We start from the raw sequence: 23,674 nt of genomic DNA, 5'->3' as shown, positions 1-23,674 counted from the left end.
GTGTTGACAGTTTATCGAGACTCAGTAGACTGTCAACACAACAACAAAAGTGACTAAAGGAATACACGTGGAAGTTCGTCATAACTGGACGCATGCTGAAGTGCGCGATCTCATGGAAAAACCATTCATGGATCTCCTATTCGAAGCGCAGCTTGTACATCGTCAATATCAACAAACCAACCATGTTCAAGTAAGCACGCTTCTGTCGATTAAGACAGGTGCTTGTCCAGAAGATTGTAAGTACTGTCCTCAGAGTGCTCGTTACACCACAGACATCGAGAAAGAGCGTCTGATGGAAGTAGAACGCGTACTCGATGCTGCGCAAAAAGCCAAAAATGCTGGTTCTACTCGATTCTGTATGGGCGCAGCATGGAAAAATCCAAAAGAGCGTGACATGCCGCATTTGACCGACATGATCAAAGGCGTGAAGGGCATGGGTTTAGAAACGTGTATGACATTAGGCATGTTGACACCAGATCAAGCAAAACAACTGGCAACCGCAGGTTTGGATTACTACAACCACAACCTAGATACGTCTCCTGAATTTTACGGCAACATCATTACCACACGTACTTATCAAGACCGTTTAGATACTTTGTCTCATGTTCGTGATGCTGGCATGAAGATCTGTTCCGGTGGCATCATCGGTATGGGTGAAAGTGCTAACGACCGAGCAGGTTTGTTGGTTGAATTAGCTAACTTGCCAGTGCATCCTGAAAGTGTGCCAATCAACATGCTCGTGAAGGTGAAAGGCACACCACTGGAAGAGGTGGACGATGTTGAGCCATTCGATTTCATTCGCTTGATTGCGATTGCGCGCATCATGATGCCTCAATCAGCGGTTCGTCTATCGGCTGGCCGTGAAAACATGAACGAACAAATGCAAGCGCTGTGTTTTATGGCGGGTGCAAACTCAGTCTTCTATGGCTGCAAACTTCTGACGACTCCAAATCCTTCTGAAGATAAGGACATGATGCTGTTCAATAAGCTCGGTATTAACAGCCAAGAGGTGTCTCAAAAGCCTGATGAAATCGAAGAAAACGAGTTACTCGATCGCGTCGTAGAGCGCGTTGCTGCCCGTCCGACAAAAGACGACCTTTTCTACGATGCCAGCGTTTAAATCTCGTATCGAGTCCGCCCTTGCTGAGCGTAAAACGCAAGGGTTGAATCGTTCTATGAATGTGGTGTTTGCCGGTAACCAGTCCGTTTTGGAACACGAAGGTAGACGCTACATTAATTTCTCAAGTAATGATTATTTGGGATTGGCTAATGACCAAGCGCTTGTTCGGGCTTGGCAGCAAGGTTTAAGCGTATATGGTAGTGGCAGTGGAGCATCACCGATGGTGACTGGCTTTAGTGCCGCGCACAGCAATTTAGAAGCCGCACTGACCGAATGGTTGGGTTACGACAGAGCAATTCTGTTTGGTTCTGGATTCAGTGCTAATCAAGCCTTGTTGTTCACCTTGTTGGAAAAATCAGACGTATTGATCCAAGACCGTTTGAACCATGCCTCACTGATGGAAGCGGGGGCGTTGTCACCAGCTAAGATGAAGCGCTTCAAACACAATGACATCGAGCACCTAAAGTCGCTGATTAATAGCGAAGACAACCATCTAGTTGTGACTGAAGGGGTATTCAGCATGGACGGCGACTGTGCGCCGCTTAGCGATATAGCTGAAGTCACTCGTAGTCATGATGCTTGGTTTGCTGTCGATGACGCTCATGGTATTGGCGTTCTTGGTCAATCCGGTGGTGGTTCTTGCGAGTTGGCAACGGTTAAACCCGAGATACTGATCGTTACTTTCGGCAAAGCGTTTGGTATGTCTGGCGCGGCTATTTTATGTGACCACGCAACGGGAGACTTTTTGACTCAGTTTGCTCGTCACCATGTGTATTCCACAGCGATGCCTCCGGCACAAGCCTACGCGCTCACGCATGCGGTTTCTATGGTTCAAGAGCAGTCTTGGCGACGTGAAAAGCTCTCTGAGCTTAGTGAAGTGTATCGAGATAGCCTTAGCGACCTTGAGGGGTTTGTTGAGACTCAAACTTCGATTAAGCCCTTTTTGATTGGTGAATCTGAATTGGCTTTGCGAGTAGCAGGTGCTTGTCGCCAAAACGGTATTTGGGTGACTGCTATTCGCCCTCCGACGGTGCCTAAAGGAACGTCTCGTCTTCGAATCACACTCACTGCCAATCACACTAATGAACAAGTTAAAACGCTTTCAATCGCATTGAAGCAAGCATTAGGAGCGCTGTAATGGATAATGCAACTACCGCATTAGCGCAAACGCTCGCGTTAGAGAGTTTCCATCAAGATAAAGACGCGATTGCCTCTTCGTTTGGTAAAGCAGCAGAAACATACGATAAACATGCGGCTTTTCAACGTGATGTCGGGCATCAGCTGCTTGATAAACTTCCTGAAAACTTGACGCGAAAACGTGTATTGGATTTAGGTTGTGGCACGGGTTATTTCTCCCAACTACTTCAACAACGCGGTGCGGAAGTAGTCTGCGGCGATATCTCTCAAGCCATGTTAGATAAAGCAGAGCAGCGTTGTGGTGCAGTACGAATGCATTACCAAGTTGCTGATGCTGAAAACTTACCATTTGACGATGATAGCTTCGATTACGTGTTTTCAAGTTTAGCGCTGCAATGGTGTACAGATTTAAGTTACCCACTAAAAGAAGTGCGCCGCGTGCTAAAAAATGGTGGGAAAGCGTGGTTCTCTACACTGGTTGATGGATCACTGTATGAGCTGCGTGCATCATGGGAAAAAATTGATGCATATCAACACGTCAATAACTTTCTAACGCTCAATCAGGTAAAAATTGCGTTAGCGCAATCTCGATGTGACAGCCATCAACTAGACTTGACCACCATCACAGTTTGGTACGACTCTGCATTTTCAGTTATGCGTGACCTCAAAGGTATAGGTGCAAATCACGTAAGCGGGCGCTCACACGGTTTAACTAGTCGCGAGACTTTGTTAAAAGTTGAGCATGCGTACCAAGCGTTTAAAAACGATCAAGGTCTTCTACCTGCAAGTTATCAGGTTTGTTTTGGAGTAATACATCTATGATTGATGCTTTTTTTATTGCTGGTACGGATACTGATGTTGGAAAGACGGTAGCGTCTAAAGCCATTTTGCAAGCGATCGCTGCAAAAGGACTAAACACTATTGGTTATAAGCCAGTGGCAGCAGGGAGTGACAAGACTGAAGCCGGATGGCGTAACTCTGATGCTTTACACTTACAAGACGCCGCAACACTCGATGTGGCCTATGATGATGTGAACCCATACGCTTTAGAGTTGCCTGCTTCTCCCCACATTGCAGCGAAGCATGAACATGTCGAAATAAGTTACGATGTTCTGAGTCAAAAACTGGCTCAACATAAGCAGCAAGCCGATGTTGTTCTCGTTGAAGGTGCTGGAGGCTGGCGTGTGCCAGTATCCGATACGGACTGTTTATCTACATGGGTAAAAGAAGAGCAGTTACCTGTTGTACTGGTGGTTGGCATTAAATTAGGCTGTTTGAGCCACGCTTTACTCACAGCGGAGAGTATTAAAGCGGATGGTTTGAATCTTGTTGGCTGGGTGGCAAACCGCGTCAACCCTGGCACAGAGCACTACGCTGACATTATCGAGATGCTAGAAGCACGTATCGATGCACCTAAGCTTGGGGAAATTCCATATATTCCAAGTGCTAAACGCAAAGAGCTAGGCAAGTACATTAATGTAGAGCCGTTGCTAAACACTGACTAATGGTGTTTAGGATAAAAGACTAAAAAAACCAAAGGGCTGCGCAATGCAGCCCTTTCTTGTTGGTGTAACCTAAAAAGTCAGATTACTTATCTTGGCTGAGCCCCATCAATGCTTGTTGTGTTTCTGCAACACGCTGAGACATATGATGATCGGTTGAAATACCAAGTTGTTGCTTTGCCTCGTCCTCTGAGATGCCTAGGTGACAACGTAGTAAATCAATAGCCATTTGATAGTCGTTAGTTTCTACCATGGTTTTTCCCTCAATACATGGAGTTTTTGAGCTCACCCAATGCACTTTTTGCAATGTACTTAGAGTGGCTCTGTTTTGTTCATCTCATTCGAATTTAGCATGTCCATGTGGCCGCACAATAAGACCAAAGTCTATAGCAGAGCTAACGTACTGTTTTTGGTCTATTAAAAAATTTCTAGCTAAGTTGCTAAGAGGTGATAGATTTAACACCAAGATCATCTATCAATAGATGATGTGTAGCTCAGAGCTTATTTTATCATTTTGATAAATGTATATGAACGGAGGTTCCAGCTCCTACCAAAGCATGTTTTGAAATCGCTTGAATCAAATATTTCAGTCCCGAAAACAAATGTTGCAATTTATTGCTTAACCTTGTTTTTATCGCGGATAGACTATATCTATAACGCACGGAACATGAAAATCAACGGAATTGGCTTTTATAGCGATTACCATTTGTTCCTTATAACAATCCGTTTTAAAAAAACGATAAGCTTCCTCGGAGAAAAGTAATGAAGCGAATTATGTTATTCCTAGCAACTAACCTAGCTGTCGTGCTAGTGCTTAGTGTTGTTCTGAATATTGTTTACGCTGTAACTGGAATGCAACCAGGCAGTCTGTCAGGTTTACTTGTAATGGCTGCTGTATTTGGTTTTGGTGGCGCATTTATTTCGTTGATGATGTCAAAGGGTATGGCGCTACGCTCGGTTGGTGGTATGGTCATTGAAAGCCCGCGCAACGAAACGGAGCATTGGTTAGTCGAAACTGTGGGTCGTCAAGCTCAACAAGTGGGTATTGGCATGCCAACGGTGGCTATTTATGATTCACCAGATATCAATGCATTTGCGACAGGTGCAAAACGAGATGACTCTCTTGTCGCAGTTTCTACCGGTCTTTTACACAATATGACTCGTGATGAGGCAGAGGCAGTACTTGCACACGAAGTGAGCCATATTGCAAATGGTGATATGGTCACGATGACGTTGATGCAAGGTGTCGTGAACACGTTTGTTATCTTCCTATCACGCTTTATTGCCAATATCGTGGCATCGAACGATGATGAAGAAGGCCAAGGTACAAACATGATGGTTTACTTTGGCGTATCCATGGTGCTTGAACTGGTATTTGGTTTCCTAGCTAGCTTCTTGACTATGTGGTACAGCCGTCATCGCGAATTCCACGCGGACGCAGGTGCTGCGCGCCTCGTTGGCAAAGAAAAAATGATTGCGGCTCTAGAGCGTTTGAAGGTGAGTCATGAATCTCAACTGGATGGCACCATGATGGCGTTTGGTATCAATGGCAAGCAGTCGCTGACTGAGCTACTAATGAGCCACCCTCCGCTAGATAAACGTATTGCAGCGTTGCGAGGCCAGCAATACTAATTGTTCCTACTTAAATAATTGTTAATCTGCTGAAAAGGCTTGGTTTTGACCAAGCCTTTTTTTTCGCCGATTGATCGCGTGCGAACTTCATCACGTACTACTTACAGAAACAAAGTTATACAAAATTATTTTTGTACAACTTTGGTGGAATGAACTATCTTGTACATATAATAATTTTGTACAACTTAATGGGCGTGTAGGAGTAAAAAATGGACATACAGTCTGTTGGCAATATCTATCAAAAGCTCAACAAAGCGAACTTACATCTACTTAAGGATATATATCACCAAGATGTAGTATTTGAGGACGCAGCGCATCGTTTAGAAGGATGGCCAGCACTTTCGGATTATTTCACCTCATTATATGCCAACGTCATCAGTTGTGATTTTGTAATCCATGAGCATCAACAAGTCGGAGATACAGGCTTCCTAACTTGGACAATGGACCTTCAGCATCCCAAACTTCAGAAGGGTGCGCCTATTCTCGTCAATGGTGTTTCGCACCTCAAATTTAGCGAAGGTCAGGTCATTTATCACCGAGACTATTTTGATCTCGGAGAGATGCTCTATGAGCATTTACCGTTACTTGGTTCAGTCGTTAAAACCATCAAGCAGAGGTTAGGACAATGAACAACACCATCTTAATCACAGGCGCCACCTCCGGAATAGGAAGACAGCTTGCCCTAGATTACGCGAACTCAGAATGGAATGTGATTGCTTGTGGTCGGAATCAAGATGTTCTTGCAGAACTGGAGGCAGTTTCCTCTAAAATTCATACATTGCAGTTTGATGTGACAAATTATGAGGAAACTCAGCAGGCGCTCTCTAATTTGCCCTTTACGCCAAACACATGGGTTTTTAACGCAGGCGATTGTGAGTACATGGATGAGGGAGTGGTCGACGCGAAACTCATGGCGCGTGTGATGAACGTAAATGTTGTCGGTGTTGCCAACTGCGTTGAAGGCTGCCAAGTGCATTTAGAGAGAGGGCACCGCATTGTTATTGTTGGCTCTATCGCATCAGAAGTGGCACTGCCTCGTGCTGAAGCTTACGGCGCATCCAAAGCGGCAGTCAGTTATTTTGCACGCACGCTCGCCGTCGACTTGAAAAAGAAAGGGATCAATGTGGTAACGTTGTTTCCTGGTTTTGTTGAAACGCCGTTGACTGACAAAAACGACTTCGAAATGCCAATGATCATTTCTACTCAGCAAGCGTCGGAATCTATCAGGAAGCAGTTAGCCGCCAACAAGACCTATATCTATTTCCCGGCGAGATTTACCAGTATTTTACGTTTTATCTCGTTACTTCCATACAGTTGGCAAGCTCGCCTAACTGCTAAACTCGTATCATAAGAAGGAATAAAAATGAAAACAGCAGGAAGAAAGAAGATAGCGATTGTGGGAACGGGAATCTCTGGCCTTACTTGTGGTTATTACTTGCATAAAGAACATGATGTAACGCTGTTTGAAGCGAACGATTACATCGGTGGCCATACTGCAACCGTTGATGTGAGCCTTGATGGTAAAGAATACGCGATAGATACTGGGTTCATCGTCTATAACGACCGTACGTACCCTAATTTCATTAAAATGATGAGCGAGATTGGCGTTGAAGGTCTGCCGACTCAAATGAGCTTCAGTGTCAGAAACGATGGGAACGGACTAGAGTACAACGGCCACACAGTGTCGACATTGTTTGCTCAAAAACGCAACTGGGCAAACCCTAAATTTTATCGATTTATCTTCGAGATACTTCGTTTCAATAAACTTGCCAAGCGCTTCGCTAGCGAGCAATCCTCGCACTCTCAGACGTTAGGTGAGTTCCTTGATGAACACAAATTCAGTGCTTTCTTTACCGATAACTACATTTTACCGATGGGTGCTGCGATTTGGTCGTCGACTTTAGCTGACATGCGCGCATTCCCTCTTATGTTCTTCTTACGTTTCTTCCTCAACCACGGTCTGCTAGATGTGACTAACCGGCCACAATGGTATGTGATTAAAGGTGGTTCACGATCATACATTCCACCATTGACCAAAGGCTTTGCCGAGAGTATTCGTCTTAATAGTCCTGTCGAAAAAGTGGTTCGCAACGAAAAAGGGGTTGGCGTTCAAGTTCGCGGAGAAACGCATTGGTTTGATGACGTTATCTTTGCTTGTCACAGTGATCAAGCAATGAGAATGCTAGAGGATATCAGCCCAATTGAGCAGGAAATCTTGGGGGATATGACATACCAAGCAAATGAAGTTGTTCTTCATACCGACTCTGCCGTACTACCAAAACGTAAGGCAGCATGGGCATCATGGAACTACCTATTGGAAGGCAGTGAAGAGGAACAGCAACGCCTCCCTTCGCTCACTTATAACATGAACATTCTTCAGCATATTCAATCAGAACATACGTTTTGTGTAACGTTGAACAGTACTGAGCAAATTAACTCAAATAAAGTCTTGCGTTCGTTCACTTATCATCATCCAGTATTCACCACTGAGTCTATTGCAGCGCAGCAGCGCAAAGATGAGATACAGGGCAAACAAAGTACCTGGTTCTGCGGCGCTTATTGGTACAACGGTTTTCATGAAGATGGCGTGCGTAGCGCGCTTGATGTTGTGAAAGAACTAGAAGAAAAGTACCGCGAACAAAATGTGGTTCCTTTCGAAAAAGGCGCAGCGTGATATGGATAGCCAAATGAACAGCCGATTGTTTATAGGCAACGTTCGTCACCGTCGATTCACGCCTGTGAATCATGAGTTGAACTACTCTTTATTTATGCCCGCCATCGATGTAGACGAGCTCGATGCTTTAGAGAAAAAAGTATGGGGTTTTGGTTCGCGTTGGTGGCATTGGGCTCGCTTCAAGCGCAGTGATTACATTGGTGAAGGTAGCGTCAAGTCGGCAGTGCACAGCAAAATTGAAGAACTGACAGGTGTTCGCTGTACCGGCAAGGTAATCGCAGTCTGTCACTTGCGTTATCTAGGACTTTATTTCAGTCCCGTTAATTTCTACTACGTTTATAACGCGGAAGGAGAATGGAAGTATCTCCTCGCAGAGGTGAGTAACACTCCTTGGAATGAACGACATTACTACGTGGTGTCAGCAGATAAAGAAGAAGAAAAATTTGGTTGGGAACAAGATAAAGCATTCCATGTTTCACCATTCAACCCGATTGACCAACTCTACCGCTGGAGAATTAAACCTTTGACAGACAAGTTGAATATTCATCTTGAATGTCACAAAGGAGAGAAACACTTTGATGCCACCATGGTTATGAAAGCAAAGCCACTTTCAAGCAAAACCTTATTGAGGTGTTTGATCGTTACACCAATACAAACGGTAAAAGTAATGGTTGGTATTTATTGGCACGCATTAAAACTTTGGGTGAAAGGCGCACCTTTTTATTCTCATCCTAAATATTCAACGCATGAAGAAATAGAAGCCGATACTGAAAAAACAGACAAAAAAAATAAAAAGCATAAGGAGAATTCTGCATGTTAAATACTAGTTCTATGACATTGCCGCGTAAATTGACGACAACGCAAAAAGCGGCTCGCGGAGTTATTTTTCAATGTCTGCAAAAAATGGAAATCGGCTGCTTAACAGTTATTGAAAGTTTTAAGACGGAAACGACAGAGCGAAGCGAGCGTTTTAGTGCGCCAAATGGGGAGTACAGTGGTCAACCTGTTGTCGCTATTATAGAGGTAAAACATCCAGGCTTTTATTCACGGATCTTGCAGGGCGGCAGTATTGCTGCTGGTGAGGCTTATATGGATGGGTGGTGGGATAGCCCCGATTTAACCTCATTAATGAAACTGATGGCCCTTAACATGCGTGCTCTAGATAAACTCGAAGAGCAAGGCAGTTGGTTGACTAAAATACTGTACAAGTTCAGTCATTGGTCAAACAGAAACTCTGAAGAGAACTCACGTAAAAATATCCATGCGCATTACGACTTGGGTAACAACCTATACGAAGCGTTCCTTGATACCAATATGCTGTACTCGTCGGCGCTTTACAATCATGCGGATGACTCTCTAGAGCAGGCTCAAATCAACAAAATGGATCGTCTATGTCAGCAACTTGAGCTGAAGCCCACTGATCATGTTGTTGAAATTGGCACTGGGTGGGGCGCTATGGCGATTTACATGGCCGAACAATACGGTTGTCAGGTCACCACAACAACGATATCTGAAGAGCAACACGCGTACGCGGAGCAAAAAATCAAAGAGCGTGGCTTAGAAGACAAAATCACTCTACTTAAAGAAGATTACCGAAACCTAACCGGCACTTATGACAAGCTCGTTTCTATTGAAATGATTGAAGCTGTGGGCAAACAATTCCTGCCTTCGTACATTAAGGTCTGTGAGTCTTTATTAAAGTCCGGTGGCTTGATGGCGATTCAAGCGATTACGATTGCCGATCAGCGTTACGATTACTACAGTAACAACGTCGACTTTATCCAAAAGTACATTTTCCCGGGTGGTTTTTTACCGTCGGTAACCTCACTAACCCAAGCCACAACAAAATACAGTGACTTAGTGACGCGAGACTTGTTCGATATTGGTTTGGACTACGCCAAGACGCTGAACGAATGGCACTTACGTTTTAATCGAGCAGAGAATGAAGTGCGCTCGTTTGGCTACGACGACCGCTTTGTGCGTATGTGGCGCTACTATTTGAGCTACTGTGAAGGTGGCTTTTTGGCTCGCACGATCAGTGCCGTTCACATGACGTTTCAACGCCCGTAGTTCGTTATGAAGGTGTTTCTTGCTTCGACATGGTTCCAACTCTGCTGGTTTGCAGCGGTGCTTGGAACCTATCAATGGCAATGGGTGACGTTATTCCTTACTTTGGCAACCCTACTATATTGTTTGAAAAGCGATGCATCTTCGCTCAAAAGTATTAGTGTGATTGTCACGGTCGGGCTCGTGCTTGATACGCTCAATCAACAACTCTCGGTCTTTGTCTTTCCAACCCCATGGCTGCCAGTCTGGTTATTATGCTTGTGGGTTTTGTTTTCTTGGTATGCCTATCAACTTAAGTCAATTTTGTACCGTTTCCCAAAAACCTACGTATCAATAGTAGGCGGTATCGGAGGAACGGCGAGCTACTTTGCTGGCCATAAACTCCAAGCCGTTGAATTTGGATTCAGCACTGGCGCTACACTGGCAATGTTGTTTGTCGAATGGTGCGTCATGATGCTCTTGATACTCAAGGTGTACGGAAATGAAAAGCTTGAAGAGAGACTTAACTCAGAGACTGACTAGGTTGCTTGCGTTGGTAATAGTAACTGGTTCTTTTGCTCTGCAAGCTCAACCTGTTGGAAATAGCGAAGCTGCCAGCAACATTGCGAATTGGAAGGGGTGGAAAACTGTTGGAGAAGCCCAACTTACTTGGTTCATCTTCGATATTTATCACTCAAGATTAAAAGCGCCTGATGGAAAGTTCATCGTAAGCGATGACGTATCGCCACATCCCCTTGCATTGGAAATTAATTACAAGAGAGACATCAGTAAGCAACAGCTGCTTGATGTGACGGATGAGCAGTGGGCGAAACTGGGTTTTACTGACTCATATCGAAAAACTTGGATCAGCGAGCTCGATCGTATGTTTCCTGATATTCAAAAAGGTGACGAGCTTACTTATCTAACAGATGGAAAATCTGGTCAGCTGTTTTATAAGCAGGTTGGGGACGTGCAAGTAAAGAACGTTGGCATCATTGAAGACGAACGAATGAACGATGCATTTTTAGCTATATGGTTATCACCCAACACAGAATTCCCGAAACTCCGAAAACAATTGATAGGGCAGGTTAGATAGTGCTTAAACGAATTTTTAAATCAGCGACTTTAGTGGCAGCTGTTTTTCTTTCGGCATGTTCCGCAGACATTGATAATTACCGCTCTTCTACACCGACTTTTGACGTATTCGGTTATTTCGAAGGCGACATAAAGGCGTGGGGGATGGTGCAAGATTATACCGAACAGCAAACCCGTCGCTTTGAAGTCGATATAGTGGGTACTGTAGAAGGTGATACGCTGACGCTGGTGGAAGACTTCGTGTTTGATGACGGAGAGGTGGACCAGCGAATTTGGGTTATCACTAGATTAGAAGACGGTAGTTATGAAGGTAAGGCAGACGATATTATAGGTGTAGCAACAGGGGAAGAGCAGGGCAATGCGCTACAGTGGCAATATGACTTTGAGCTACAAATGGAGGATTCATCAGTGACGGTTGCTTTTGATGATTGGCTTTATCGTCAGGATGACAGACACGTTTTCAATCTAACGAAAATAAAAAAGTTTGGTGTGGAAGTAGGAACAATAACCTTGTTCTTCCAAAAGCAGCCATAACAAATGGGGCTGATCTTCAATTAATAATCCATTCCATATAACTAAAATTATTTTCTCCCGACCTAACTCTCCTAACTAAAAAAGGTTGGCGCTTTCGCGTCAACCTTTTAGGTATCTGGTCGTTACAGGAGGATTACAGCTTATCTGTCAGCTCGATTGCTTGACCGATATAGTTCGCTGGCGTCATCTCTTTCAGACGTGCTTTCTCGTGCTCAGGAAGCTCAAGACCGTCGATGAAGTTACGCATTGCCTCGCCGTCTACACGCTTACCACGAGTTAGCTCTTTCAGCTTCTCGTATGGCTTCTCGATGCCGTAACGACGCATAACTGTTTGTACTGGCTCTGCTAGTACTTCCCAGTTCTTGTCTAGTTCAGCAAGAAGCGCTTCACGGTTTACTTCTAGCTTGCTGATGCCTTTAAGTGTCGAAGTGTAAGCGATGATAGCGTAGCCAACACCAACACCAAGGTTACGTAGAACCGTTGAGTCAGTTAGGTCACGTTGCCAACGAGAGATAGGCAGTTTCTGTGCTAGGTGGCCGAATACAGCGTTCGCAAGACCTAGGTTACCTTCTGAGTTTTCAAAGTCGATTGGGTTAACTTTGTGAGGCATTGTTGAAGAACCGATCTCACCAGCAATAGTTTTTTGCTTGAAGTGGCCTAGTGCAATGTAACCCCAAACGTCACGGTCGAAGTCAATCAGGATAGTGTTGAAACGAGCGATAGCGTCGAACAGCTCAGCGATGTAATCGTGCGGTTCGATTTGAGTTGTGTAAGGGTTCCAAGTTACGCCTAGAGACTCTGTGATGAACTCTTCAGAGAACTTGTGCCAATCTAGCTCTGGGTAAGCAGAAAGGTGTGCGTTGTAGTTACCTACTGCACCGTTGATTTTCGCTAGGATCTCAACGTTTTCGATTTGCTTGAATTGACGCTCCATACGGTACGCCACGTTTGCCATTTCTTTACCCATAGTAGATGGAGAAGCAGGCTGACCGTGTGTACGAGATAGAAGAGGAATGTCGCGGTATTCCACTGCTAGTGCTTTGATAGCGTCGATTAGGTTACGGATTTCTGGAAGAATCACGTTCTCACGCGCTTCTTTAAGCATTAGAGCGTGTGATGTGTTGTTGATGTCTTCAGAAGTACATGCGAAGTGGAAGAACTCGTTTACTGCGTGCAGTTCAGGAACGTCTGCTACTTTCTCTTTTAGGAAGTACTCAACCGCTTTTACGTCGTGGTTAGTTGTACGCTCGATCTCTTTGATACGGCGTGCATCTTCTTCAGAGAAGTTTGCAGCAAGGTCGTCTAGGAATTGGTTTGCTTCTGCGCTAAACGCTGGCACTTCTGCAATTTCAGCAGTAGCAGCAAGCTTTTGTAGCCAGCGGATTTCAACGATAGTACGGTACTTTAGTAGACCGTATTCACTGAAAATTTCGCGTAACGCAATTGTCTTGCTTCCGTAACGGCCGTCTACTGGTGAAACAGCAGTCAATGCTGACAGTTCCATGATGTTCTCCTGAATTGGGTTTCTAAATTTCGTGAGCTTTATACCAATAACTGTGGCAATTGTCACGAATATCGCGCAAACGTTTGCGCGATATTTGTTTTAGTCGAAAAAAATGAGCTCGCGATAAACGCGAGCTGCTTATTTGATATTTTACTACAGACGAGCAAGAAGGATTTGTGCTTGCTCTACCATCTTCTTGCGCCCGAAGATTAGGTGGCGACGCTTACCACCAACTTGACGCCAAAGAACTGCACTACGAATGCCAGATAACAACAGCGCACGAACTTTGTGTTGGCTTGCCGTCTGCTGCAGTACAGATGGCGTGCCCGTTACTTGAATGCGTGGGCCAATAGGGCTAACGACATCCAGATAGATGCTCGCTAAATTGCTGATCATTTGATCGTCTAGTAGCTCAAAGTGCTCTGACTGACGCTTGGCCATTTGAATACGATCACCAAGCTGAGACATAGCATCGTTACGAGAGCTTAACTTACGCTCTAACGCCATTAAACTAATAATGTAACGAGTAATTTCACTGCCTGATGGTGTGCTATCAATCCCTTTAACCAAGCATTCTAGGCCGAGCTTTAGATCGGCTTCGCGACCGAATACGCCAACTGTGTTAGCAGGGTTCGTGCTCAAAATAGCGTTGATTGATGTTTCAAAAGCAGCTTGATCACAATGTCCGTTTCTCGCTACCTGTTGAACTAAAGCAACAGCTTGGCAAATCCCAGCGAAAGCGATAGTACGGTCATAAAGTGTATTCGCCACGTAACGACTCCTAAGCTTGAGAATATTTAATGCGTTGCTCGATGATGCCGCCACCTAGGCACACGTCACCTTTGTAGAACACTGCTGATTGACCTGGAGTTACAGCAATTTGTGGCTCGTCAAAGATAACTTTAATGTTTTCATCATCGATAGGGATGATTGTACAAGGAATATCTTCCTGACGGTAACGAGTTTTCACTGTGCACTTCATAACATCGCGAATTGGCTCACGATCTACCCAGTGAAGTTGTGATGCAAGTAGACCTTCTGATTTCAACATTGGATGGTCTTTACCTTGAACAGCAATCAAAACGTTACGTTCTAGATCTTTCTCACCAACGAACCATGGGTCCTCGTTACCACCGCCGCCTTTACGGCCACCGATGTGTAGACCTTTACGCTGACCAAGTGTGTGGTACATCAGGCCTTGGTGTTGACCAATCACTTCGCCTTCTGGAGTCTCGATATTACCAGGCTGAGCTGGAAGGTAGCGACCTAGGAATTCCGTAAACTTGCGTTCACCGATGAAACAAATACCAGTTGAATCTTTCTTCTTAGCAGTAATTAGGTCTTGCTCTTCCGCAATGCGGCGTACTTCTGGTTTCTCTAGGTCACCAACAGGGAATAGGCTACGTGCGATTTGCTCGTTGCTTAATGTGTACAGGAAGTAGCTTTGATCTTTGTTGCCATCTAGACCACGTAACATTTGTGGTTTTTCACCGTTTTCTGGGAAAGAGCGACGCACATAGTGGCCCATTGCAATGTAATCAGCATCAAGTACTTCATCAGCGAATTCTAGGAATGCTTTGAACTTGATTTCTTTGTTACAAAGAATGTCAGGGTTCGGAGTACGGCCCGCTTTGTATTCAGCAAGGAAGTACTCAAATACGTTATCCCAGTATTCGGCAGCAAAGTTGATAGTGTGTAGGTGGATGCCTAGCTTGTCACATACTGCCTGAGCGTCAGCAAGATCTTCTGCCGCTGTACAATATTCTTCGTTGTCATCTTCTTCCCAGTTCTTCATGAAAAGGCCTTCTACTTGGTAGCCTTGCTGCTTTAGAAGATACGCGGAAACAGATGAATCAACGCCGCCGGACATACCGACGATGACTTTCTTTTGGCTGTTATCAGACATTACTAAACACCACTTAAATAAACGGGATGCAGATTCTATCAGAATCCACAGACCGGTGACAGATCCGAGATCGAAATCACAATTCGTTTCGCTGGATTTTTCTTCAACAAAGATTCGAACGAGTAATTTCGCAAGTATAGAAGAGGTATATATGGCATAGTTGGCCAAAATCCAAGAGGAAACACCAAATGACAGAAGAAAACCAATTTATGCAAGAAAGTGAGTTGATTGAAATTGTTGAAAATCAGCTCGAAGATGGCAACCCGCTTAAAGTAAAAGAAACCCTTATGCGTTTAATGATGACTGGCACACCACGTGAAGATGCGGTTGCGATGATGGCATGTGCGATGTCAATTGAGATTTTTGATGTGATGAAGAATGAAGGTGAGTTCAACCTAAAGCGTTATAGCGAGCACCTTGAGCAACTACCAGATCTCAGCTTTATGGAAGGTGAATAAGCCACCTAAAAGAAAAAAGTAGTCAGCAAACGTTTGCTATAATCGCTTTTATTGCTGCTTTATTATTAGCGGTATAGAATCCGCTCTCCTTTTCATCCCCTTACTCAGACTGACAATATGAAATTTCCTGGACAACGCAAATCGAAGCACTATTTTCCTGTTCATGCTCGTGACCCGCTGGTGAGCCAAGCACAAGAAAGCAAGAAGATGACGCGCACTCACATCATTGGTATTGACCAAACCTTGGTTGATATTGAAGCAAAAGTTACAACGGATGTGATTGAAAAGTACGGTCTGAGTAAAGGTCACTCTCTGGTTATCGATGACGAAAGAGCAGAAGAGTTATACCAGCAACTGAAAGAAGAGAACTTGATTACCAATGAGTATGCGGGCGGTACAATTGGTAACACGCTACATAACTACTCCGTGCTAGCGGATGACCGCTCCACACTACTTGGAGTGATGAGCCAGGATATTAAGATTGGCAGCTACGGTTACCGTTATCTTTGTAATACATCAAGCCGCATGGACTTGAACTACCTACAAGGTGTAGATGGTGCAATTGGCCGTTGTTTTGCTCTTATCACAGAAGACGGTGAACGTACTTTTGCTATCAGCGAAGGGCAAATGAACCAACTCCATCCTGATAGCATTCCAGAGAAAATCTTTAAAAATGCATCAGCACTTGTACTGACGTCATATCTAGTACGTTGCAAAGACGGCGACCCAATGCCGGAAGCAACAATGAAAGCAATTGAGTACGCGAAAAAGAATGATGTGCCTGTTGTTCTGACTTTAGGCACAAAGTTTGTTATTCAAGATGACCCTAAATATTGGCAAGAATTCATTAGAGATAACGTTTCAGTCGTTGCGATGAATGAAGATGAAGCAGAAGCACTGACGGGGGAATCTGATCCACTTGCTGCGTCTGATAAAACATTGGAGTGGGCTGATCTAGTATTGTGCACGGCGGGTCCTGTAGGTCTATTTATGGCTGGGTATACGGAAGATAGCGCGAAGCGCGAAACTTCTTTGCCATTACTTCCAGGGTCAATTGCTGAATTTAATCGTTATGAATTCAGTCGTCCGGCGAAAAAAGACTCATGCGAGACGCCAATAAAAGTGTACTCGCATATCTCGCCATATATGGGTGGCCCAGAAAAAATTAAGAATACAAATGGCGCAGGTGATGCTGCGTTATCTGCTGTTCTTCATGATATGGCAGCAAATAAATACCATAAAGAAAATGTGCCTAATTCAAGCAAGCACAGTAACGAGTATTTAACTTACTCTTCTTTTTCTCAAGTCTGCAAATACGCAAACCGTGCTAGCTACGAAGTTCTCGTGCAACATTCACCACGATTGTCGCGCGGACTTCCTGAGCGAGAAGATAGCCTAGAAGAAGCATACTGGGAACGTTAATACGAAGCGGTTTAATTAACTATTCTGTAACTAAAGTAAAAGGCACATTAAGAAATGTGCCTTTTTTATTTGTAATGGTTTAAATAAAAAAGGCTCCCTATGGGAGCCTTTTAAAAATAGCACGGATCTAGATTAGGAACTCATCCAGAGATTTACCTGCATCAAGTTGCTCTTGAATCGCCGAAGGTGTACGACCTTGGCCAGTCCAAGTTTTCTCATTACCGTTTGAATCTGTGTATTTGTATTTAGCAGGGCGAGGTGCGCGCTTCGCTTTGCCTTTCGTCTTAGTTTCGCCAGATAGCGCAGTAATAAGTGCTTCTACGTCAATACCGTCTTGAGCGATTTTCTCAGCAATCTCTGCAAGCTTAGCTTCTTGCTCTGCTTGTGCTGCGCGTTCTGCTTCTTCTGCTTCACGACGCTCATCTACGACAGTAGTGAGTTTATCTAGAGCTTCTTCCAATTGTTCTAGAGTCAGCTCACGAGAAAATGCACGAAGGCTACGGATATTTAGAAGGGTTTTAGTCAGCTCTGACATAACGATTCCTATTAAAAGGTTAATGTGTTGGGCACTTTTTATCGTTACGATTAAATAATGCCAATCTATAAATAAACAAAGAGTCCTTATATTTAACTTTATCTTTTCCTTATGTGCAAATGCTAAATCAAGATTTTGTTTAAATTTGACTATTTTTTAAAGCAATTAATATTATTACACTCGAAATAAATCATTATTAGATGAGAACTAAAATCAACAATCATTATTGTATAGAGAGAGTGACAGCTTGGTTTTTTATAAAAAAATTTGAGTTATTACTTAAAAATATGAAGCATCCATCTTTAATGGTGTGTCATATATCCTTAATTTATTGATATAAGATAAACCATGATATTTCTAAGGTAGTAATAATGTTTCATAAATAACATGATTGATGTGATTTCAGTTGCACAAAACTTATGGAAGTAGGCAAGGTTTATAAATTATCTCAGTCATTATTTATTTGTTTAATTTAGTTTGATGTGTTGCATTGACTCTCATCATAAGTACAATGGCTGCCACCTGATGCAATATTGCAGACAATTTGTTGTTAATTTGTACAGTTAGTGGTTAATTGTTTGTTGTTGCCGTAGAGGCGCGGTCTCGAAGAGTAGCTATTATTGGGGTGATGCCAATGAATAATAGTGGAAGGCGAAGATTGCCGAAGTAAGTAACTCATCAAAGTTACTTGCTGGGGTTGTATCTGAAAGGAACAACACTGCCATAGTATATATTCACATTAAACTATGGAGCGCTACTGTAGGGTTGGGTGGAGTGTTCGCTTCCCTGTCGCTAAGTTCAACATGAGCACGTATCGTATGCTACGTGACTTGTCTGCAGTAGATCTCTAGCCAAACTTTGGTTTTTGAAGATCATGAATTTAATAGATTTTTCTAGTTCTCCTGTTTCATTATTGCCACCTATTGTCGCTTTGACTTTGGCGATTTTGACTCGACGTGTATTAGTTTCCTTGGGTGTAGGTATCGTGCTAGGTGCGGTGCTACTTAATAGCTGGTCTATCAGCGACACCGCAGGTTACGTCAGTTCTCAAGTTTCTTCTGTCTTTATTGAAGATGGCGGAATTAACACTTGGAACATGAGCATTGTTGGTTTCCTAATCTTATTAGGTATGACAACAGCTTTATTAACGCTATCTGGCGGTACTCGTGCTTTTGCTGAATGGGCACAATCTCGAGTGAAGAGTAAACGCGGCTCCAAACTTCTTGCCGCCTTTTTAGGCGTATTCATTTTTGTCGATGATTACTTTAATAGCCTTGCTGTTGGTGCGATCTCTCGCCCAGTAACCGATCGCTTTTATGTGTCTCGCGCTAAGCTTGCGTACATTCTAGACTCAACCGCTGCTCCAATGTGTGTAATTATGCCTGCTTCTAGCTGGGGTGCTTACATTATTACTATTATTGGCGGGATCTTAGTCTCACATGGGATCACAGAGTATTCGGCTCTTGGCGCATATGTTCGTCTTATCCCAATGAACTTCTACGCCGTTTTTGCGCTGTTAATGGTGTTCGCTGTTGCGTGGTTTGGTCTTGATATTGGTAAAATGCGTGAGCATGAAATCTCTGCATCGCAAGGTCGTGGCTTTGATAAAGACAAAGAAAATGACTCGCAAGAAGCGCATGACCTAAACGAAGAGCTAGATATCCGTGAAAGTGAAAAGGGTAAAGTGTCAGATTTGATACTTCCTATCGTGACGCTTATTATCGCGACTATCGCTTCAATGCTTTACACGGGTGGCCAAGCATTGGCTGCTGATGGTAAGGAGTTTGCGCTTCTTGGTGCTTTTGAAAATACAGATGTAGGTACATCACTAATCTACGGTAGCTTGCTTGGCTTAGCAGTTGCACTGTTTACTGTTGTGAAGCAAGGTCTACCAATGGCTGAGATCGCACGTACACTTTGGATTGGTGCTAAGTCTATGTTTGGTGCGATTCTAATCTTAGTATTTGCCTGGACCATTGGTTCTGTTATCGGTGATATGAAGACTGGTACTTACCTTTCGACAATGGCGCAGGGCAACATTAACCCGCACTGGCTACCAGTTATCCTATTCTTGTTGTCTGGCCTGATGGCGTTCTCAACAGGTACTTCATGGGGTACGTTCGGTATCATGTTACCAATCGCGGGTGACATGGCTAGCGCAACAGACGTAGCGCTAATGCTACCGATGCTGAGTGCGGTTTTAGCTGGTGCGGTATTCGGTGACCATTGTTCACCAATCTCAGATACGACTATCTTGTCATCGACGGGTGCACGTTGTAACCACATTGATCACGTATCAACACAGCTACCTTATGCATTATCAGTCGCGCTTGTTTCATGCGTCGGCTTTATTGCCCTTGGTATGACTGCTTCAATAGCGTTCTCGTTCATTGCAGCGTCGATAACATTCGTTATCGTTTGCGCTATTTTGTCATGGCTTTCAAAGTCTAAAATAGCGTCTTGCCAGAGTGCGTAATTCACTGATTTAAAAAGTGAAATTGTAGGAGGCTTCGGCCTCCTTTTTTATTTGTATTATACAATTCGAATTTTTTTAAAATTAAGGGTTGAAAAAAGTAATCAGCTTGGTTAGTGTGGTTGGTAACAAAGCAAATGAGAAGAGCCTTGAAATAAGTATGCGTAATTTTGTAATTAACATTCATCACCATCATCACCCAATCTAGTCTTTCGGGCGATGTACGCATACCCGGGAGGCAGGAAACTCCCGGAGGTAAAATCAAAGTAAAAGCAGATTTTAAACCCTCGGGAGACTTCAATCTCCCGAGGGTTTTTTAGTTTTATTAGTTTGAAAAATACTTAGATATCAAAATCTTGCATAGGGACAAAGCAATGCAAACACAACGTTTAAGAATCGCAATTCAGAAAAAAGGTCGTCTTAGCAAAGAGAGTCAAGCTCTACTAAAACAGTGCGGCGTAAAGTTCAACGTAATGGGCGAGCGTTTAGTTGTCCATTCTGAAAATATGCCAATTGATTTACTCTTGGTTCGTGACGACGACATCCCAGGTTTAATTATGGATGGCGTGGTTGACCTTGGCTTTATTGGCGAAAATGAACTAGAAGAAGTTCGCCTTGACCGCAAAGCATTAGGTGAACCCTGCGAGTTTGTTCAGCTTCGTCGACTTGATTTTGGTGGCTGTCGTTTATCTATCGCAATCGACAAGGACGAAGAGTACAACGGTCCACAAGACTTAGCTGGCAAGCGTATTGCTACAACGTATCCTCAACTTCTAAAAGCGTACATGGATGAAGCCGGCGTTCCATTCTCTACATGTATGCTGACAGGCTCTGTAGAAGTTGCCCCTCGCGCGGGTCTCGCTGATGCTATCGCTGATTTGGTTTCTACAGGTGCAACACTGGAAGCGAACGGCCTTAAAGAAGCTGAAATTATCTTCAAATCAAAAGCGACATTGATTCAACGCACAGGTGAGTTCGACGCAGACAAAGTGGCGCTAATCGAAAAGCTGTTAACTCGCATGCAAGGCGTGCAGCAAGCGAAAGAATCTAAGTACATTATGCTTCACGCCCCAGCAGAGAAGTTAGATCAAATTAAAGCACTACTGCCAGGTGCTGAAGACCCAACTGTTCTTCCTCTTTCTGCAGATAAGCAGAAAATGGCTGTTCACTTAGTGAGTTCTGAAAACCTGTTCTGGGAAACAATGGAACAGCTGAAAGAGTTGGGCGCAAGTTCAATTCTCGTTCTACCAATTGAAAAAATGATGGAGTAAGCATCATGAGAACAGTCGTTTGGCAATCATTAAGTGAGAATCAGCAAGACTCTATTTTGGAGCGCCCTGCTATTGCAGAAGGAGCCAATATCACCACTGCTGTGGCCGAAGTTATTGCTAAAGTTCGAGAAGAAGGTGACTCTGCTCTTATTGAGCTGACAGAAAAGTTTGACCGTGTTAAGCCTGAATCCATTCGTGTTTCTTCTCAGGAAATTAAGGCAGCGTCAGAGCGTTTGTCAGAGTCAATGAAGAGCGCACTAGAGCAAGCTTACGCCAATATTTCTAAGTTCCACAAAGCGCAAAAGCCGCAACCGATCAAGGTGGAAACGCAGCCAGGTGTCCTTTGTGAACAAGTAACACGTCCAATTCAAAAAGTGGGTTTGTACATTCCTGGTGGCAGTGCGCCTTTGCCATCGACTGTTTTGATGCTCGGCGTTCCTGCAAAAATTGCAGGTTGTCGTAAAGTCGTTCTTTGTTCTCCACCGCCAATCGCTGATGAGATCCTTTATGTCGCGAAACTGTGTGGCATTGATGAAGTGTACAACGTCGGTGGTGGCCAAGCAGTTGCTGCAATGGCTTATGGCACTGAGACTGTATCGAAAGTAGATAAGATCTTTGGTCCGGGCAACGCTTACGTGACCGAAGCAAAACGACAGGTTAGCAATGATTTCCGCGGTGCTGCGATTGATATGCCAGCAGGGCCATCAGAAGTGTTAGTGATTGCAGATGAAACCGCAGATGCAGACTTCATCGCTGCGGATCTTTTGAGCCAAGCAGAACACGGTCCTGATTCTCAAGTGGTACTTGTGACTCCTTCTCCTGTGATTGCTGATCAAGTGACGGATGCGGTTCAACGTCAGCTTAAGGAGCTATCTCGTGCAGACATCGCAGAAAAGGCTCTGGCATCAAGCTTGATCATTATTTCCGAGTCGATGACGCAGTCAGTTTCTATTTCCAATTACTACGGTCCTGAGCACTTGGTTGTTCAGACTAAGAACCCTCGTGAGCTTCTACCTCTACTTGATAATGCAGGCTCTATCTTCCTTGGGGATTGGTCGCCTGAATCTGCGGGAGATTACGCATCGGGGACTAACCACGTTCTTCCTACTTACGGTTACACACGTACTTATTCAAGCTTAGGTTTGGCGGATTTCTCTAAACGAATGACGGTTCAGGAGCTTTCTGCTGATGGTTTAAAGAACCTTGCACCAACGGTAGTCACGATGGCTGAAGCAGAAGGTCTGGACGCTCACAAACGTGCTGTTACTATCCGCGTAGAAAAATTAACAAGTAAGAAAGAATAAGAGAGTAATGAGATGGAAAAGCTAGCGCGTAAACAAGTCCAACAGCTTACCCCTTATATGTCGGCTCGCCGAATCGGTGGTACGGGTGACGTATGGCTAAATGCCAACGAATCACCATTTAACAATGAATACAAAACAGACTTTGCTCGTCTCAATCGTTACAACGAATGTCAGCCGAAAGAACTGATTTCTGCTTACGCAGCCTATGCGGGTGTGAAACCAGAACAAACACTGACTTCTCGCGGCGCAGACGAAGGTATTGAGTTATTAATTCGTGCATTCTGTGAGCCGGGCGAAGATGCGATTCTTTACTGTCCACCAACTTACGGTATGTACGCCATTAGTGGAGAAACCATTGGTGTAGAGAGAAAAACTGTGCCGCTAGCGTCAGATTGGCAACTAGACCTTGCAGGTATCGAAGCCAATCTGGATAACGTGAAACTGGTTTTTGTATGTTCGCCAAACAATCCAACAGGTAACTTAGTTAAGCGTGAAGATATTGTCTCTCTGCTTGAGATGACAAAAGACCGTGCAATCGTGGTGATGGATGAAGCGTATATTGATTTTTGTCCAGAAGCGTCAACGGTAGATTTGCTGGCGCAATACCCGAACCTTGCAATTCTGCGTACTCTGTCGAAAGCTTTTGCGCTTGCAGGTCTGCGTTGTGGATTTACGCTTGCGAACGAAGAGCTGATTAATGTACTTCTTAAAGTTATCGCACCTTACCCAGTCCCAGTTCCAGTGGCAGAAATTGCGACTCAGGCGCTTTCGGAAGCTGGTTTAGCGCGAGCGAAGTTTCAAGTTCTCGATTTGAATGCAAACCGTGCTTACTTGCAAGTTGGCCTTTCAATGATTCCGGGCTTGGAAGTGTTTGAAGGGTGGGGGAACTACCTATTGGTGAAATTCCCAGATGGCGATGACCTTTTCAAAGCGGCTTGGGATACGGGCATTATTTTGCGTAACTCGCCAATTGAAAACTGTGTGCGTATCAGTGTGGGTAACCGTGACGAGTGCGAAAAAACGCTTGGATTTATCAGAAACTACTACGCATAAATAGAGAC

At 44.1% G+C, this 23,674-nt stretch carries 24 protein-coding genes, 1 riboswitch and 1 other annotated feature; of the genes, 19 read left to right on the top strand and 5 right to left on the bottom strand.

Going from position 1 to position 23,674, the window contains the following annotated elements; translation table 11 throughout:
• Positions 1-67: 67 nt before the first annotated feature.
• Genes bioB through bioD form a run of 4 tightly spaced genes read left to right on the top strand, consistent with a single transcriptional unit; the run spans position 68 to position 3,762 of the window.
• On the top strand, positions 68-1,120 hold the full coding sequence (bioB, locus tag R8O11_RS14275) for a biotin synthase BioB (protein WP_005378222.1): 1,053 nt from the start codon (positions 68-70) through the stop codon (positions 1,118-1,120).
• Positions 1,107-2,258 carry an 8-amino-7-oxononanoate synthase gene (gene bioF / locus R8O11_RS14270; protein WP_017821706.1) on the top strand — a complete coding sequence of 384 codons (1,152 nt, stop codon included), beginning with the start codon at positions 1,107-1,109 and terminating at the stop codon, positions 2,256-2,258. Before bioB ends, bioF begins: the two co-directional genes overlap by 14 nt.
• On the top strand, positions 2,258-3,079 hold the full coding sequence (gene bioC, locus R8O11_RS14265) for a malonyl-ACP O-methyltransferase BioC (RefSeq protein ID WP_053307453.1): 822 nt from the start codon (positions 2,258-2,260) through the stop codon (positions 3,077-3,079). The genes bioF and bioC overlap by 1 nt, the downstream gene beginning before the upstream one ends.
• Positions 3,076-3,762: a dethiobiotin synthase gene (gene bioD, locus R8O11_RS14260; RefSeq protein WP_005378217.1), complete on the top strand. Its 687-nt coding sequence runs from the start codon at positions 3,076-3,078 to the stop codon at positions 3,760-3,762. The genes bioC and bioD overlap by 4 nt, the downstream gene beginning before the upstream one ends.
• A gap of 82 nt (positions 3,763-3,844) precedes the next feature.
• Here the strand turns inward: bioD and R8O11_RS14255 are convergent, their stop codons facing one another.
• Complete coding sequence (locus tag R8O11_RS14255; RefSeq protein WP_005378215.1) at positions 3,845-4,012, bottom strand: hypothetical protein; 168 nt, start codon at positions 4,010-4,012, stop codon at positions 3,845-3,847.
• A gap of 509 nt (positions 4,013-4,521) precedes the next feature.
• On the opposite strand from R8O11_RS14255, the gene htpX reads away from it, so the two are divergent.
• The 9 genes from htpX (at position 4,522) to R8O11_RS14210 (ending at position 11,740) form a co-directional block, all read left to right on the top strand.
• Positions 4,522-5,391: a protease HtpX gene (gene htpX / locus R8O11_RS14250; protein ID WP_005388085.1), complete on the top strand. Its 870-nt coding sequence runs from the start codon at positions 4,522-4,524 to the stop codon at positions 5,389-5,391.
• Between the two features lie 209 nt (positions 5,392-5,600).
• Positions 5,601-6,020, top strand: a complete 420-nt coding sequence (locus R8O11_RS14245; protein WP_005378211.1) for a nuclear transport factor 2 family protein — start codon at positions 5,601-5,603, stop codon at positions 6,018-6,020.
• Positions 6,017-6,742 carry an SDR family oxidoreductase gene (locus R8O11_RS14240; RefSeq protein ID WP_318194235.1) on the top strand — a complete coding sequence of 242 codons (726 nt, stop codon included), beginning with the start codon at positions 6,017-6,019 and terminating at the stop codon, positions 6,740-6,742. Before R8O11_RS14245 ends, R8O11_RS14240 begins: the two co-directional genes overlap by 4 nt.
• 12 nt (positions 6,743-6,754) lie before the next feature.
• Positions 6,755-8,065 carry an NAD(P)/FAD-dependent oxidoreductase gene (locus R8O11_RS14235; RefSeq protein WP_054575130.1) on the top strand — a complete coding sequence of 437 codons (1,311 nt, stop codon included), beginning with the start codon at positions 6,755-6,757 and terminating at the stop codon, positions 8,063-8,065.
• A 1-nt stretch (position 8,066) separates the two neighbouring features.
• Complete coding sequence (locus R8O11_RS14230) at positions 8,067-8,885, top strand: DUF1365 domain-containing protein (RefSeq protein WP_285400638.1); 819 nt, start codon at positions 8,067-8,069, stop codon at positions 8,883-8,885.
• Positions 8,879-10,135, top strand: a complete 1,257-nt coding sequence (locus tag R8O11_RS14225) for an SAM-dependent methyltransferase (RefSeq protein ID WP_171342736.1) — start codon at positions 8,879-8,881, stop codon at positions 10,133-10,135. Before R8O11_RS14230 ends, R8O11_RS14225 begins: the two co-directional genes overlap by 7 nt.
• 6 nt (positions 10,136-10,141) lie before the next feature.
• The gene (locus tag R8O11_RS14220) at positions 10,142-10,654 is read left to right on the top strand and encodes a DUF2878 domain-containing protein (protein ID WP_053303214.1); all 513 of its coding nucleotides are present in this window, start codon (positions 10,142-10,144) and stop codon (positions 10,652-10,654) included.
• Positions 10,614-11,207 (top strand): chalcone isomerase family protein, encoded by a 594-nt coding sequence (locus R8O11_RS14215; RefSeq protein ID WP_138939996.1) that lies wholly within the window; start codon positions 10,614-10,616, stop codon positions 11,205-11,207. Before R8O11_RS14220 ends, R8O11_RS14215 begins: the two co-directional genes overlap by 41 nt.
• Positions 11,207-11,740, top strand: coding sequence for a DUF3833 domain-containing protein (locus R8O11_RS14210; RefSeq protein ID WP_005378200.1), 534 nt, complete (start codon positions 11,207-11,209; stop codon positions 11,738-11,740). The genes R8O11_RS14215 and R8O11_RS14210 overlap by 1 nt, the downstream gene beginning before the upstream one ends.
• A gap of 133 nt (positions 11,741-11,873) precedes the next feature.
• On the opposite strand, the gene purB is transcribed toward R8O11_RS14210, so the two are convergent.
• The 3 genes from purB to mnmA all read right to left on the bottom strand — a co-directional run bounded on the left by purB (position 11,874) and on the right by mnmA (position 15,150).
• Complete coding sequence (gene purB / locus R8O11_RS14205) at positions 11,874-13,244, bottom strand: adenylosuccinate lyase (protein ID WP_005378198.1); 1,371 nt, start codon at positions 13,242-13,244, stop codon at positions 11,874-11,876.
• 153 nt (positions 13,245-13,397) lie between these two features.
• Positions 13,398-14,015, bottom strand: coding sequence for a high frequency lysogenization protein HflD (gene hflD, locus R8O11_RS14200; protein ID WP_017634387.1), 618 nt, complete (start codon positions 14,013-14,015; stop codon positions 13,398-13,400).
• Positions 14,016-14,025: 10 nt separating this feature from the next.
• Positions 14,026-15,150, bottom strand: a complete 1,125-nt coding sequence (mnmA, locus tag R8O11_RS14195) for a tRNA 2-thiouridine(34) synthase MnmA (RefSeq protein ID WP_005378192.1) — start codon at positions 15,148-15,150, stop codon at positions 14,026-14,028.
• 188 nt (positions 15,151-15,338) lie between these two features.
• Between mnmA and R8O11_RS14190 the strand changes: the two genes are divergently transcribed.
• A complete protein-coding gene (locus R8O11_RS14190; RefSeq protein WP_005378190.1) occupies positions 15,339-15,608 on the top strand; it encodes a hypothetical protein in 270 nt (89 codons plus the stop codon).
• 117 nt (positions 15,609-15,725) lie between these two features.
• Positions 15,726-17,030 carry an inosine/guanosine kinase gene (locus tag R8O11_RS14185; RefSeq protein WP_005378187.1) on the top strand — a complete coding sequence of 435 codons (1,305 nt, stop codon included), beginning with the start codon at positions 15,726-15,728 and terminating at the stop codon, positions 17,028-17,030.
• A gap of 127 nt (positions 17,031-17,157) precedes the next feature.
• Here the strand turns inward: R8O11_RS14185 and R8O11_RS14180 are convergent, their stop codons facing one another.
• Positions 17,158-17,565, bottom strand: a complete 408-nt coding sequence (locus R8O11_RS14180; RefSeq protein ID WP_005378185.1) for an H-NS family nucleoid-associated regulatory protein — start codon at positions 17,563-17,565, stop codon at positions 17,158-17,160.
• 582 nt (positions 17,566-18,147) lie between these two features.
• A riboswitch (Lysine riboswitch) is annotated at positions 18,148-18,330 on the top strand.
• 109 nt (positions 18,331-18,439) lie between these two features.
• Between R8O11_RS14180 and tet(35) the strand changes: the two genes are divergently transcribed.
• The 4 genes from tet(35) (at position 18,440) to hisC (ending at position 23,666) form a co-directional block, all read left to right on the top strand.
• Positions 18,440-20,041 (top strand): tetracycline efflux Na+/H+ antiporter family transporter Tet(35), encoded by a 1,602-nt coding sequence (gene tet(35) / locus R8O11_RS14175; RefSeq protein ID WP_064376956.1) that lies wholly within the window; start codon positions 18,440-18,442, stop codon positions 20,039-20,041.
• A gap of 180 nt (positions 20,042-20,221) precedes the next feature.
• Positions 20,222-20,359, top strand: a sequence feature (His leader region).
• Between the two features lie 53 nt (positions 20,360-20,412).
• On the top strand, positions 20,413-21,309 hold the full coding sequence (gene hisG, locus R8O11_RS14170) for an ATP phosphoribosyltransferase (RefSeq protein WP_005378180.1): 897 nt from the start codon (positions 20,413-20,415) through the stop codon (positions 21,307-21,309).
• A gap of 5 nt (positions 21,310-21,314) precedes the next feature.
• On the top strand, positions 21,315-22,613 hold the full coding sequence (hisD, locus tag R8O11_RS14165) for a histidinol dehydrogenase (protein WP_318194234.1): 1,299 nt from the start codon (positions 21,315-21,317) through the stop codon (positions 22,611-22,613).
• 12 nt (positions 22,614-22,625) lie between these two features.
• Positions 22,626-23,666: a histidinol-phosphate transaminase gene (gene hisC, locus R8O11_RS14160; protein WP_318194233.1), complete on the top strand. Its 1,041-nt coding sequence runs from the start codon at positions 22,626-22,628 to the stop codon at positions 23,664-23,666.
• The last annotated feature ends 8 nt before the right edge of the window (positions 23,667-23,674 follow it).

This window comes from Vibrio sp. 1288 (assembly GCF_033344475.1).
This window is presented reverse-complemented; position numbering and strand designations above follow the sequence as displayed.

Bases quoted from the DNA above. Each gene is read 5' to 3' on its own strand.
- bioF (WP_017821706.1), top strand. From the start codon at position 1,107: ATGCCAGCGTTTAAATCTCGTATCGAGTCCGCCCTTGCTGAGCGTAAA.
- bioC (WP_053307453.1), top strand. From the start codon at position 2,258: ATGGATAATGCAACTACCGCATTAGCGCAAACGCTCGCGTTAGAGAGT.
- bioD (WP_005378217.1), top strand. From the start codon at position 3,076: ATGATTGATGCTTTTTTTATTGCTGGTACGGATACTGATGTTGGAAAG.
- R8O11_RS14255 (WP_005378215.1), bottom strand. From the start codon at position 4,012: ATGGTAGAAACTAACGACTATCAAATGGCTATTGATTTACTACGTTGT.
- htpX (WP_005388085.1), top strand. From the start codon at position 4,522: ATGAAGCGAATTATGTTATTCCTAGCAACTAACCTAGCTGTCGTGCTA.
- R8O11_RS14245 (WP_005378211.1), top strand. From the start codon at position 5,601: ATGGACATACAGTCTGTTGGCAATATCTATCAAAAGCTCAACAAAGCG.
- R8O11_RS14240 (WP_318194235.1), top strand. From the start codon at position 6,017: ATGAACAACACCATCTTAATCACAGGCGCCACCTCCGGAATAGGAAGA.
- R8O11_RS14235 (WP_054575130.1), top strand. From the start codon at position 6,755: ATGAAAACAGCAGGAAGAAAGAAGATAGCGATTGTGGGAACGGGAATC.
- R8O11_RS14230 (WP_285400638.1), top strand. From the start codon at position 8,067: ATGGATAGCCAAATGAACAGCCGATTGTTTATAGGCAACGTTCGTCAC.
- R8O11_RS14225 (WP_171342736.1), top strand. From the start codon at position 8,879: ATGTTAAATACTAGTTCTATGACATTGCCGCGTAAATTGACGACAACG.
- R8O11_RS14220 (WP_053303214.1), top strand. From the start codon at position 10,142: ATGAAGGTGTTTCTTGCTTCGACATGGTTCCAACTCTGCTGGTTTGCA.
- R8O11_RS14215 (WP_138939996.1), top strand. From the start codon at position 10,614: ATGAAAAGCTTGAAGAGAGACTTAACTCAGAGACTGACTAGGTTGCTT.
- purB (WP_005378198.1), bottom strand. From the start codon at position 13,244: ATGGAACTGTCAGCATTGACTGCTGTTTCACCAGTAGACGGCCGTTAC.
- mnmA (WP_005378192.1), bottom strand. From the start codon at position 15,150: ATGTCTGATAACAGCCAAAAGAAAGTCATCGTCGGTATGTCCGGCGGC.
- R8O11_RS14190 (WP_005378190.1), top strand. From the start codon at position 15,339: ATGACAGAAGAAAACCAATTTATGCAAGAAAGTGAGTTGATTGAAATT.
- R8O11_RS14185 (WP_005378187.1), top strand. From the start codon at position 15,726: ATGAAATTTCCTGGACAACGCAAATCGAAGCACTATTTTCCTGTTCAT.
- R8O11_RS14180 (WP_005378185.1), bottom strand. From the start codon at position 17,565: ATGTCAGAGCTGACTAAAACCCTTCTAAATATCCGTAGCCTTCGTGCA.
- hisG (WP_005378180.1), top strand. From the start codon at position 20,413: ATGCAAACACAACGTTTAAGAATCGCAATTCAGAAAAAAGGTCGTCTT.
- hisD (WP_318194234.1), top strand. From the start codon at position 21,315: ATGAGAACAGTCGTTTGGCAATCATTAAGTGAGAATCAGCAAGACTCT.
- hisC (WP_318194233.1), top strand. From the start codon at position 22,626: ATGGAAAAGCTAGCGCGTAAACAAGTCCAACAGCTTACCCCTTATATG.